Origin of the sequence: Mesorhizobium ciceri biovar biserrulae (assembly GCF_001618845.1) — a bacterium.
Taxonomy (GTDB): domain Bacteria; phylum Pseudomonadota; class Alphaproteobacteria; order Rhizobiales; family Rhizobiaceae; genus Mesorhizobium; species Mesorhizobium ciceri.
Genome location: NZ_CP015064.1, coordinates 5,866,936 through 5,878,747, shown reverse-complemented (window position 1 = coordinate 5,878,747; position 11,812 = coordinate 5,866,936). Strand labels below are relative to the sequence as shown.

The window sequence follows — 11,812 nt, the reverse complement described above, 5'->3', positions numbered from 1 at the left end:
TCTCCCCCACACGGAGGAAGATCGGCAGCTTCGCCGTCCGCGCAAACGCCCACCCGCGTGTTGATCGTCAGAAAAACTTCATGATCCCGAGATGTCCCTGAAACATTGACGCTGGATTTTGGTGGCACCGTTCAAGCCATCCAGGAGACAGCCGTGAACAAGCTTTCGATGACTCGCCGTGCTTTCGTCACCTCCGCCAGCGCCGTTGGCCTGGCTGGCGTCTCGAGCCTGGCGCTGCCCTACTATTCGCGCGCCAGTCAGCGGCCGGCCTTCACCCATGGCGTCCAGTCCGGCGATGTCGACGCAACCAGCGGCATGGTGTGGACGCGCACCGATCGCCCGTCGCGCGTCATGTTCGAAGTGTCGTCGACGGAGAACTTCGCCACTGCGACACGCCTGGCGTCGCTCGATACGTCGCCGGCCAGCGACTACACCGTCAAGCGGCTGCTCACCGACCTCGCTTCGGACCAGGATATCTTCTATCGCATGACGGCAGCCGATCTCGCCGACATCAACGCCGTTTCCGAGCCGATCGCCGGGCGCTTCAGGACGGCGCCGGCCTCGAAGCGCGACATCCGCTTTGCCTGGTCGGGCGACACCGCCGGCCAGGGCTGGGGCATCGATGAGACCGGCATGAAGACCTACGCCACGATCGGCAAGCACACGCCCGACTTCTTCCTGCATTCGGGCGACACCATCTATGCCGACGGCGCCATGAAGGACGAGGTCGACCTGCCCGGCGGCGGCAAGTGGAAGAACGTCGTGCTGATCGACGGCAAGCGCAAGGTTGCCGAGACGCTGGACGAATACCGGGACCAGTGGAAATACAACATGATGGACAGGAACGTGCTCGGTCTCAGCGCCATCTGCCCGACTTTCTACCAGTGGGATGACCATGAAGTCCTGAACAACTGGTCGGATTCGAAGGATCTCAGCGCCGACAGCCGCTATACGGAAAAATCCATCCACGTGCTGGCGGCCCGTGCGGCGCGGGCTTTCCACGAGATGACGACGATCCGCTACGAACCTTCCGAGCCCGGCCGCGTGTATCGCAAGATCGCCTACGGGCCGCTGCTCGACGTGTTCTTCCTCGACATGCGCTCCTATCGCGGCCCCAATGGTCCCGACATGCAGGATGAGATGACGCCGCAATCGCGCATGCTCGGCGAACAGCAGACGAAATGGCTGAAGCGCGAACTGGCGAATTCGAAGGCGACCTGGAAAATCATCGCCGCCGACATGCCGCTCGGCCTCGTCGTCTGGGACGACGGCACCAAGAAGGTTGGTGCCGAAGCAGTCAGCAATGGCGACAATGGCTTGCCAAAAGGGCGTGAGCTCGAGATCGCCGACCTGCTGCGCTTCATCAAGAATGCCGGCATCAGCAACACCGTCTGGCTCACCGCCGACGTGCATTACACGGCCGCGCATTATTACAGCCCGGACAAGGCGCAGTTCCAGGATTTCAATCCGTTCTGGGAATTCGTTTCGGGTCCGATCCATGCCGGAACATTCGGGCCGAACGATTTCGACATGACGTTCGGTCCGGAGCTGAAGTTCATCAAGGCGCCGACCGCCGAACAGGGACAGAACCTGCCGCCCTCGGCAGGTCTGCAATTCTTCGGGCTGGTCGATATTTCAGGCGCCAGCGAGCAGATGACGGTGCGGCTGATGGATCGCGACGACAATGAACTCTACAAGGTGACGCTCGACCCGGTACGGTCGGCATAAGCGCGCGCTGATGGAAAGGTGTCGCGCGTCTAGGGCGCGCGATGTCTTAGTCCGGGTAGCAGACCATGGAGATATTCGGCCAGACGGCGCTGTCGCAGTTGGCGGCGTCCTGCCGCTGCTTGAAGGCGGCGCTGACCGGGCCGGTCACCACCGGGTCGACGCCGTCGGGCGCGTCGGCGAAAATCTGCTCGGCCGACTGTGCCTCTGACGGCAAGGCAGGCCGTGATTCCTTCGTCGTCGCGGCCGACTGCGCGGCGTTGGCCGCCAGCAGGACGGCGAAGGCAACAGAGGCGATGAGCGGCCAGAATCGGTTGAGTTTATCGGTCATGACGTTCGAACTGCCCAGGCCCCGAAGGGTTCCCGCCTTGGTTAACAAAATCATCTCACACGCAGATGCTTAAGATTTGATGAGTATTTGGTGACGCGCCTCCTCTTTCGCAACTGCGAAAAACCCTGTATGAGCCGCGCAACCGAAAGAGGCAGCGCCTTTTGGCCTGCTGCCTGCAACGCTTCCGAGACCAGAACATGAAAATCCGTAATATCGCGATCATCGCGCACGTCGACCATGGAAAGACCACCCTGGTCGACCAGCTTTTGAAGCAGTCCGGCTCCTTCCGAGACAATCAGCGCGTGGCCGAGCGCGCCATGGATTCCAACGACCTCGAAAAGGAGCGCGGCATCACTATCCTGGCCAAAGCGACCTCGGTCGACTGGAAGGATACCCGCATCAACATCGTCGACACCCCCGGCCACGCCGATTTCGGTGGCGAGGTCGAACGCATCCTGTCGATGGTCGACTCAGCCATCGTGCTGGTCGATGCCGCCGAAGGGCCGATGCCGCAGACCAAATTTGTCGTCGGCAAGGCGCTCAAGGTCGGCCTGAAGCCGATCGTCGTCATCAACAAGATCGATCGCCCGGACGCCCGTCATGTCGAGGTGGTCAACGAGGTGTTCGACCTTTTCGCAGCGCTCGACGCCACCGACGAGCAGCTCGACTTCCCGATTCTGTACGGCTCAGGCCGCGATGGCTGGGTTTCGGAAAATCCGGAAGGACCGAAGGACCAGCAGTTGGCGCCGCTGTTCGACCTCGTCATCAAGCATGTGCCGGAGCCGACCGTTCATCCCGGTCCGTTCCGCATGATCGGCACCATCCTGGAAGCCAATCCGTTTCTCGGCCGCATCATCACCGGCCGCATCGAGAGCGGCACGCTGAAGGCCAACCAGCCGGTCAAGGTGCTGCACCATGACGGTACCCAGATCGAAACCGGCCGTATTTCCAAGATCCTGGCCTTCCGCGGCCTTGAGCGCCAGCCGATCGAAGAAGCGCAGGCGGGCGACATCGTCGCCATTGCCGGCTTGTCGAAGGGCACCGTCGCCGACACGTTCTGCGACCCGAGCGTGAGCGAACCGCTGCATGCGCAGCCGATCGATCCGCCGACCGTGACCATGTCGTTCCTGGTCAACGACAGTCCGCTGGCCGGCACCGAAGGCGACAAGGTGACCAGCCGCGTCATCCGCGACCGCCTGCTGCGCGAAGCCGAAGGCAATGTCGCGCTGAAGATCGAGGAATCGCCTGACAAGGATTCGTTCTTCGTCTCCGGCCGCGGCGAATTGCAGCTGGCCGTGCTGATCGAGACGATGCGGCGCGAAGGCTTTGAAATCGCCGTGTCGCGTCCGCGCGTCGTCATGCAGAAGGGCGAGAATGGCGAATTGCTGGAGCCGGTCGAAGAAGTCGTCATCGACGTCGACGAGGAGCATGCCGGCGTCGTCGTGCAGAAGATGTCCGAGCGCAAGGCCGAGATGGTCGAACTGCGCCCATCCGGCGGCAATCGTCAGCGCATTGTCTTCCATGCGCCGACCCGTGGCCTGATCGGCTACCAGTCGGAGCTTTTGACCGACACGCGCGGCACCGCCGTGATGAACCGGCTTTTCCATGCCTATGAGCCCTACAAGGGCGAGCTGCCAGGCCGCACCAATGGCGTGCTGATTTCCAACGAACAGGGCGAATCGGTCGCCTACGCCATGTGGAACCTGGAAGATCGCGGCCCGATGGTCATCGATCCGGGCGTCAAGGTGTATCAGGGCATGATCATCGGCATCCATAGCCGCGACAATGACCTTGAAGTGAACGTGCTCAAGGGCAAGAAGCTGACCAACATCCGTGCCGCCGGCAAGGACGAGGCGGTCAAGCTGACCCCGCCGATCCGCATGACGCTGGAACGCGCGCTGGCCTGGATCCAGGACGACGAGCTGGTCGAAGTGACGCCGAAGACCATTCGGCTGCGCAAGCTCTATCTCGATCCGAACGAGCGCAAGCGGTTCGAGAAGTCGTCCAAGGTGGTCGGCGCGGCGTAAGCTCTTATTTTTTCCAACAGCGGAGAGGGGCGGAGCAACCAGTGTTCCGCCCCTTTTTCGTTCATCCACCGGCAGCCGCGATGATGGCCTGCCGATCGGCCTCGCCGGCCAGATCGATGCGGATCGTGTTTCCCGCACGGGCCGGCTTGCGCAGGGCCTTTGCTCCATCCGGGTCAACGATGAGCAGCCGCTTCTCCTCCAGCGCCTGAAGCCGTGATCGCGAGATGCAGAGTTCGCTTGCGAGCAGCCGGTCGAGCCGCAGCGATGTCGGCATTTCGAGCCCAAGCTGGAGTTCCAACACGGTCGCGGCTTCCCTGGTGTCGCCGAGCCTGCGCTTGTGAACGCTGACATCGGAGAACTCCTCGACGCGCCCGATCCGGTTGCGCAACGCCACCGCATCGAAGGCATGACGGTGAGCGAGTGCAGGATCGTTGCTTTCGAGCGCCGCCAGCAGCGCCGGGTCGATGTCGCGGCGGTTGCAGCGTTCAAAAATGCCGAAATTCCAGGAATTGTCGCAGTCGATGCAGCGATAGATCAGCCACACGTCGATGCGTTTGCCATTGGCGTTGACGCGGAACTTTCCGCTGCTGCAATAGGCCCTCACGGTGCCGCAGCGGTTGCAATTGATGAGCGGTCGAGGTGCGGTCTTGGCCGCGATTGCCCAGTGGATACGCAGAAGTCCAGACATGCCGATAAGCCCTTCCCGTCGGGAAGTTCATCAGGCCGGCGATGTCGAGATGCCCATGCGGGCGCGGCGTGGCGGTCGCTTGCTATGATCGGAAATCAGATGTCACGGGCGGCAGCGCGCAACAACGGTTCAGCAGTGCCAAACCGGTCTCGAACCGCCGCCCAGAAGAACACATGAACATGAAAACAGACACCGCGAATGCGGTGTCATGCAGTGTGTCGGGGGAGTTGGCGAGACCGGCGGTTACGTAGGCAAAGTGAAGCTCAAAATTGTTTCGCGGCGGCCTTTCTAGCCGCGACATGCCGGACCGACAAGGGTCTTTTGTCGGTGCTACCGCAGCCGAGCCACTTGCGTTAATATCCGAAATCGAAGGTTTTCAACAGAGACCCGGTTATGCACTCCACCTCGCTCCTGATTTTCGCCGCCGCTCTGTTCGTTGCCGCGGGCTCGCCCGGGCCATCGATCGCGGCGCTTGTCGCCCGCGTCATCTCGAAAGGGTTTCGCGACGTGTTCCCGTTCCTGCTCGCCATGTGGATCGGCGAGGGCATCTGGCTATCGCTGGCGGTGTTCGGGCTGGCTGTCGTGGCGCAGACCTTCCATTTCGCCTTCGTCGTGGTGAAATGGGTCGGCGTTGCCTATCTCGCTTACCTCGCCTGGAAGATGTGGACCGCGCCTGTCGATGCAAAAGAGGGCGAGATGCCGCGCGAGGATTCGGCGATAAAACTGTTCTTCGCCGGCATGGCGGTGACGCTCGGCAATCCCAAGATCATGATGTTCTACCTGGCGCTGCTGCCGACCATCATCGACCTCGCTTCGGTCAGCATCGTCGGCTGGGTCGAGCTGACGGCGACCATGGCCGTGGTGCTGGTCGCCATCGATCTCGCCTGGGTGCTCGCCGCATCACAGGCGCGCAAGCTTTTGAAGAGCAAGCGCGCCATGAAGATCGCCAATCGCATCAGCGCCACGACGATGGCCGGTGCGGCGGCCGCCATAGCGACGCGGTCCTGAGCCGGCGCGTCACATCACTTCAATGATCGGCGCGATCTCGACGCTGAAGGCCGGGTTCATCAGGATCGGGCAGTCCTTGGCCTTGGCGACGGCATCGTCGATGTCTTTCGCTTCGACGATCGTGTAGCCGGCGGCCGGATTGCTGCCGCCATTGTTCTCGACCTTGCCGCCGGGCAGCACCATCTTCGACATGCCGACCGGATTGCCGCCGTCGACCACGGCCGAGCCGAGCTTGCCGTACCAGCCGTTCCAGGCGTCCATTGCGGCCTTCCGCTCGGCCTCGTCGGTCGGCATCTTGCCCGAGCCATGATAGACGTAGAGATACTTCGCCATGTTCTCCTCCCTTGGTGAGCGGCATCGAACCGGCATGCGGTCATGCCGCCTGCCGATCATCGGACCAAACCGGCAAACAAGCAACGAGAATGCGACACTGCTAATATAACGCCCCGGTCTGGCCCCTGCCGCAATCCGTCACCTTGCCATGGCGTGGTATTCGTCGTTCGGCCGCATATCGATTGCCGCAGCCACGCGGTTCGACATGTTGAAGAAGGCCGCGGTCGAGGCGATGTCCCAGATGTCGCGATCGGTGAAGCCGGCCTGACGCAGCGCGGCCCGGTCGGCCTCGACGATCTTGGCCGGCTCTTGCGTCAGCTTGACGGCGAATTCGAGCATTGCCGTCTGCCTGGGCGAAAGATCGGCGGCGCGGAAATTCATCACCATCATTTCACCGAGCGGCGGGTCGCCGGAGAGCTGGCGCACCGCCGCGCCGTGCGCGGTCAGGCAATAATAGCAATGATTGATCGAGGAGACGGCGACCGCGATCATTTCGCGCTCCAGCTTCGACAGGCCGGACTCACCCAGCATCAAATCGTTGTACATGTCGGTGAAGGCGCGCAGCTTCTTGTCGTCGAAGGCATAGGCCCTGAGCACGTTGGGGACGAGGCCGAGCTTCTCCTCGCATTTGGCGAAATAGGTTTTTGTCGCCTCGCTCAGCTCTCCCTGGCCAAGATCAAGCGCGCTGATTTTGCCGGTCATGGGTCATTTCTCCTCGTTGCGCGGCATCTTGTCGCCAAATTCCGATAATTCTTGGCAAGCCGTCAAACCTTTGTCGCCAAACAGCGGTCATCTGCTACCATAGTCGTAAAAGCATTCGACGGGAGGGACGTGCGTCATGGCCAGCGTGAAATCCGCGAGCAAGCCGAAGAAAAAAGCCACGGCAGCGCTTAAAGCGGAGGAAAGGCCAGCCAGGCTTGCAGACTATCTGCTCGCCCGCGCGCCAGCTGAAGACATTGCTCCCTACGATGTGGCCGACCTGGAGCGGGCTGCCGATCTCGCCGGCCAGGCAGTCGCCACTCACAAGAAAGGCGAGTGCGTCGTCGCCGTCGATGCCGATTCGGGCGTTGTGCGAGACGGCCGCCCGATGACGGTTGTCACGGTCGTCAACGACAACATGCCGTTCCTGTTCGATTCCATCCTCGGCGAGATCACCGAGACATCGGGCGAACCGACCCTGGTCACCCATCCGGTTATCGTGGTGCGCCACGGCAAGGGCGGCGTGGAAGAAATCCTCGGCGACGGCAATTTCGCCAAGGACGATGGCAGCCACGACCGGCTGAGCGTCATCCATGTCCACATCCCGCGGCTGACATCCGAGCAGGCGAGCGGATTGAGCGAGCGGCTGCGCAAGATCCTTGGCCAGGTTCATGCCGCCGTTCACGACTGGAGGCCAATGCTGGCCCGCCTCGATCAGGCGATCTCGGAATTCCGCTATACGGCCGTGCCGCTCGACAAGAAGAGCGTTGCCGAGGCTCTCGCCTTCCTAGAGTGGCTGCGCGACGACAATTTCACCTTCCTTGGCATGCGCGAGTTCAAATACACCGGCGGCGAGGAAAGCGGCACGCTGGAGCGCGCTGAAAAGCCTGGCCTCGGCATCCTGTCCGATCCCGACGTGCTGGTGCTCAGGCGCGGCACCGAAGCGGTAACGACGACGCCGGAGATCCGCGCCTTCCTGCATGGGCCGGAGCCGCTGATCGTCACCAAGGCCAATGCCAAGTCGTCCGTGCACCGCCGCATCTATCTCGATTACATCGGCATCAAGACCTACACCGCCAAGGGTACGCTCGCGGGCGAATTGCGCATCGTCGGCCTGTTCACCTCGACCGCCTACACGCGCTCGGTGATGAAGATCCCGTATCTTAGGTCCAAGGCCGAAACCATCATCGCCAAGTCCGGCTTCGACCGGCACGATCATTCCGGCAAGGCGCTGATCAACGTGCTGGAAAGCTATCCGCGCGACGAGCTGTTCCAGGTGCCGGTGCCGATCCTGCGCAAACATGCCGCCGCCATTCTGGGCCTGGTCGAGCGGCCACGCGTGCGGGCGCTGGTGCGCGCCGACCAGTTCGACCGTTTCGTCTCAATCCTCGTCTTCGTGCCGCGCGACCGTTACGACAGCGTCGTGCGCGAGAAGATTGGCTCCTATCTGAAAACCGTATTCGAAGGCCGGCTGTCGGCCTACTACCCGGCCTTTCCCGAGGGCGGGCTGGCGCGCGTGCACTTCATCATCGGCCGCTCCGGCGGCAAGACGCCGAAGGTCGAGCAAGCGACGATAGAGGCGGCGATCCGCGACATCGTGCGTACCTGGGAGGACGCCCTTTCCGATGCGGCCGAGGCCAGTGGCGGCGACCAGGCTTTGAAGGCGATCGCCGCGCGGCTGCCGGAAAGCTACCGCGATTCGTTCAGCGCGGCGGTGGCGCTGGCCGATGCCGGGCGCATTGCCAAGATCAGCGCCGGCAATCCGATCGCCATCGACTATTATCGCCATGCCGAGCAGAAGCCGCATCAGGCGTCGCTGAAAATCTATCACCATGGCAGCCCGGTGGCGCTGTCGCGCCGGGTGCCGGTGCTGGAAAACATCGGCTTCCGCGTCATCAGCGAGCGCACTTTCGAGGTCGGCGACGACCAGGTCGGCACGATCAATAGTGATCGGCCCGGCTTAGTCTTTATTCATGACATGGAGCTTGAGAACAGCTACGGCCAGCCGATCGACCTGACCGATGGCGGCGCGCTGTTCGAAGATGCGTTCCTCTCCGTCTGGCGCGGCGACGTCGACAATGACGGCTATAACGGCCTCGCCCAGACCGCCGGCCTGTGGTCTGGCGAGATCACCATCCTGCGCGCCTATGGCCGTTATCTGCAGCAGGTCGGCATTCCGCAAAGCCAGGATTTCATCGCCGCCGCGCTCAACCGCTATCCCGACATAGCGCGTGGCCTGCATGCGCTGTTCATCGCCCGGCTTGGCCCGACAGCGGAGACCGAAGGCGTGGTGGCCGCAAAGCACCTCAAGGCCAAGATCAAGGATGCGTTGGAGGATGTGCCGAATATCGACGACGACACCATCATCCGGCGCTACCTCAATCTGATCGAAGCCACGCTGCGCACCAATCATTTCGTTGCCGATACGAAAGAAAAGGGCCAGTCGCTGGCGATCAAGCTGGACTCGCACGCGGTTGAGGGCTTGCCGGCGCCGCGGCCGTGGCGGGAGATCTTCGTCTACGGCTCCGAGGTCGAAGGTCTGCATCTGCGCTTCGGTCCGGTGGCGCGCGGTGGCCTGCGCTGGTCCGACCGCGCCCAGGACTACCGCACCGAGGTGCTCGGCCTGGTCAAGGCACAGCAGGTCAAGAATGCCGTCATCGTGCCGGTGGGCGCCAAGGGCGGCTTCTATCCGAAGAAGCTGCCGATGAGCGCCGGCCGCGACGCGATCTTCGAGGCCGGTACTTCGGCCTACAAGAACTTCGTCTCCAGCCTGCTGTCGATCACCGACAATATCGGCCTCGACGGCGTCATCCCGCCGGCCGGCGTTATCAGACGCGACCCGGACGATCCGTATTTCGTCGTTGCCGCCGACAAGGGCACGGCGACCTTCTCCGATACCGCTAACGCGATCTCGGAGAAGCACGGCTTCTGGCTCGACGACGCCTTCGCCAGCGGCGGCTCGGCCGGCTATGACCACAAGAAGATGGGCATCACCGCCAAGGGCGCCTGGGAAGCGGTCAAGCGGCATTTCCGCGAGATCAACCGCGACATCCAGACCTCGTCCTTCACCGTCGTTGGGGTCGGCGACATGTCAGGCGACGTGTTCGGCAACGGCATGCTTTTGTCCCCGAAAACCCGGCTGATCGCGGCCTTCGACCATCGCGACATCTTCATCGATCCCGATCCCGACATGGCAGCCTCGATGGCCGAGCGCGAGCGCATGTTCGCGCTGCCGCGTTCGAGCTGGCAGGACTACGACAAGGCGAAACTGTCGGAAGGCGGCATCATCGTCTCGCGCAACCAGAAATCGATCACCTTGCCGGCGGCGGCGGCGGCGGCGATCGGCCTGGCCAAGACCACCGCCACGCCGGTCGAGATCATGACCGCCATTCTCAAAGCGCCGGTCGATCTTCTGTGGTTCGGCGGCATCGGCACGTATCTCAGGGCATCGACCGAGACCAATGCCGAGGTCGGCGACCGCGCCAACGATGCCATTCGCATCACCGCGCTCGACGTCCGGGCGAAAGTGATCGGCGAGGGCGCCAATCTCGGCGTCACGCAGCGGGCGCGCATCGAGTTCGGCATGAATGGCGGCCGCTGCAACTCCGACGCCATCGACAATTCGGGCGGCGTCAACTGCTCCGACGTCGAGGTCAACATCAAGATCGCGCTGGCTTCCGCCATGCGCAAGGGGTCGTTGACACGCCCGGCACGCAACAAGCTGCTGGCCGAGATGACCGAGGAGGTCGGCTCGCTGGTGCTGTCCAACAACTACCAGCAGACGCTGGCGCTTTCGATCGCCCGCAAGCGTGGCCTCGCCGACATCGCGCATCAGAGCCGTTTCATGACAGCGCTGGAGGCGCGCGGCCTGCTCGACCGTGCCGTCGAGACGCTGCCGTCGCCGGCAGCGCTGGCCGAGCGCGAAGCGCGTGGCGAACCGCTGACCAGAGCCGAACTCGGCGTGCTGCTCGCCTATGCCAAGATTGTGCTGTTTTCCGACATCGTCGCCAGCGACGTGCCTGATGACGCGCATTTCGACCGCGACCTGATGGGCTATTTTCCCGACCAGATGGCGAAGAAATACGCCGCCGAGATCCATGGCCACAGGCTGCGCCGGGAGATCATCACACGGGTCGTCGCCAACGATCTGGTCAATCGCGGCGGCCCATCCTTCGTCAACCGGCTGCAGGAGGCCACCGGGCGCACCGCCGCCGACGTGGTGCGGACCTTCGCGGTGGTGCGTGACGGTTTTGCCTTGCCGGCGCTCTATCGCGAGATCGACGCGCTCGACAACCAGATCGACGGCCAGGTGCAGCTTGATCTCTATCAGATGGTCAGCCGGCTGATGTATGTGACCAGCGGCTGGTATCTGAAGAACGATGCCGGCACGGCACCCCTCAGCCAGCGCATTGCCGAGTTGCAGGAAGCCCGCAAGGCGCTGGAGCCCAAGCTCGTTTCGCTGCTGCCGGCCTTTTCACGCGAGCGCATCGAGGAGAAGCGGCATGGGCTGTTCAAGGCCGGCGCGCCGGAAAGCTTGGCCGGGCAGCTGGCACTGAGCGAGGTGGCGGAACTCATCCCCGACATCGCGCTGACGGCGCGCACCGCCGGCGCCGATATCGTCGCCGCGGCCAAGGCGTTCTTCGCCGTCAGCGATGCCTTCCGCATTCCGCGTGTCGAGGATGCCGCACGCTCGATCACGCCATCGGACTACTACGATCAGCTGGCGCTTTCGCGCGCCACCGACACGATCGATGCGGCACGGCGCGGCATCGCGGTGGCGGCGCTCACCGGCCACGCCAAGACGGCCGATCCGGTGGCTGCCTGGCTGGACGCCGGCGGCGAGCGGGTGGCGCGCATCCGCGAGCGGCTGCAGGCGTTGACCGAGGGCGGCGACATCACCGTGTCGCGGCTGTCGGTGGCGTCGGGGCTGATGAGCGATCTGACGGGGATGTGAACCGTCCATGATTGCCACACGCGTTGTCGGGTGCGTGTGGCGCCTTT

General features: G+C 63.2%; 8 protein-coding genes. 4 read left to right on the top strand and 4 right to left on the bottom strand.

Features of this window, described 5'->3' with window-relative positions; translation table 11 throughout:
- The first annotated feature begins 168 nt into the window (after positions 1-168).
- The gene (locus tag A4R29_RS27730; protein ID WP_395316715.1) at positions 169-1,728 is read left to right on the top strand and encodes an alkaline phosphatase D family protein; all 1,560 of its coding nucleotides are present in this window, start codon (positions 169-171) and stop codon (positions 1,726-1,728) included.
- 46 nt (positions 1,729-1,774) lie between these two features.
- On the opposite strand, the gene A4R29_RS27725 is transcribed toward A4R29_RS27730, so the two are convergent.
- Positions 1,775-2,056: a hypothetical protein gene (locus A4R29_RS27725; RefSeq protein ID WP_244506871.1), complete on the bottom strand. Its 282-nt coding sequence runs from the start codon at positions 2,054-2,056 to the stop codon at positions 1,775-1,777.
- A 197-nt stretch (positions 2,057-2,253) separates the two neighbouring features.
- Between A4R29_RS27725 and typA the strand changes: the two genes are divergently transcribed.
- Positions 2,254-4,083, top strand: a complete 1,830-nt coding sequence (gene typA / locus A4R29_RS27720) for a translational GTPase TypA (RefSeq protein WP_013529003.1) — start codon at positions 2,254-2,256, stop codon at positions 4,081-4,083.
- A gap of 61 nt (positions 4,084-4,144) precedes the next feature.
- Here the strand turns inward: typA and A4R29_RS27715 are convergent, their stop codons facing one another.
- Positions 4,145-4,771, bottom strand: coding sequence for a DUF1062 domain-containing protein (locus A4R29_RS27715; protein ID WP_063173301.1), 627 nt, complete (start codon positions 4,769-4,771; stop codon positions 4,145-4,147).
- 393 nt (positions 4,772-5,164) lie between these two features.
- Here A4R29_RS27715 and A4R29_RS27710 point away from each other — a divergent pair, with 393 nt between their 5' ends.
- Entirely contained in the window at positions 5,165-5,779 is a 615-nt protein-coding gene (locus tag A4R29_RS27710; RefSeq protein WP_063173300.1) for a LysE family translocator, read from the top strand.
- Positions 5,780-5,788: 9 nt separating this feature from the next.
- On the opposite strand, the gene A4R29_RS27705 is transcribed toward A4R29_RS27710, so the two are convergent.
- Both A4R29_RS27705 and A4R29_RS27700 read right to left on the bottom strand, forming a co-directional pair.
- The gene (locus A4R29_RS27705) at positions 5,789-6,112 is read right to left on the bottom strand and encodes a YciI family protein (RefSeq protein ID WP_013529006.1); all 324 of its coding nucleotides are present in this window, start codon (positions 6,110-6,112) and stop codon (positions 5,789-5,791) included.
- Positions 6,113-6,250: 138 nt separating this feature from the next.
- Positions 6,251-6,814 carry a peroxidase-related enzyme gene (locus A4R29_RS27700; RefSeq protein WP_013529007.1) on the bottom strand — a complete coding sequence of 188 codons (564 nt, stop codon included), beginning with the start codon at positions 6,812-6,814 and terminating at the stop codon, positions 6,251-6,253.
- Positions 6,815-6,950: 136 nt separating this feature from the next.
- Here A4R29_RS27700 and A4R29_RS27695 point away from each other — a divergent pair, with 136 nt between their 5' ends.
- The gene (locus tag A4R29_RS27695) at positions 6,951-11,765 is read left to right on the top strand and encodes an NAD-glutamate dehydrogenase (protein WP_063173299.1); all 4,815 of its coding nucleotides are present in this window, start codon (positions 6,951-6,953) and stop codon (positions 11,763-11,765) included.
- The last annotated feature ends 47 nt before the right edge of the window (positions 11,766-11,812 follow it).

Bases quoted from the DNA above. Each gene is read 5' to 3' on its own strand.
- A4R29_RS27730 (WP_395316715.1), top strand. From the start codon at position 169: ATGACTCGCCGTGCTTTCGTCACCTCCGCCAGCGCCGTTGGCCTGGCT.
- A4R29_RS27725 (WP_244506871.1), bottom strand. From the start codon at position 2,056: ATGACCGATAAACTCAACCGATTCTGGCCGCTCATCGCCTCTGTTGCC.
- typA (WP_013529003.1), top strand. From the start codon at position 2,254: ATGAAAATCCGTAATATCGCGATCATCGCGCACGTCGACCATGGAAAG.
- A4R29_RS27715 (WP_063173301.1), bottom strand. From the start codon at position 4,771: ATGTCTGGACTTCTGCGTATCCACTGGGCAATCGCGGCCAAGACCGCA.
- A4R29_RS27710 (WP_063173300.1), top strand. From the start codon at position 5,165: ATGCACTCCACCTCGCTCCTGATTTTCGCCGCCGCTCTGTTCGTTGCC.
- A4R29_RS27705 (WP_013529006.1), bottom strand. From the start codon at position 6,112: ATGGCGAAGTATCTCTACGTCTATCATGGCTCGGGCAAGATGCCGACC.
- A4R29_RS27700 (WP_013529007.1), bottom strand. From the start codon at position 6,814: ATGACCGGCAAAATCAGCGCGCTTGATCTTGGCCAGGGAGAGCTGAGC.
- A4R29_RS27695 (WP_063173299.1), top strand. From the start codon at position 6,951: ATGGCCAGCGTGAAATCCGCGAGCAAGCCGAAGAAAAAAGCCACGGCA.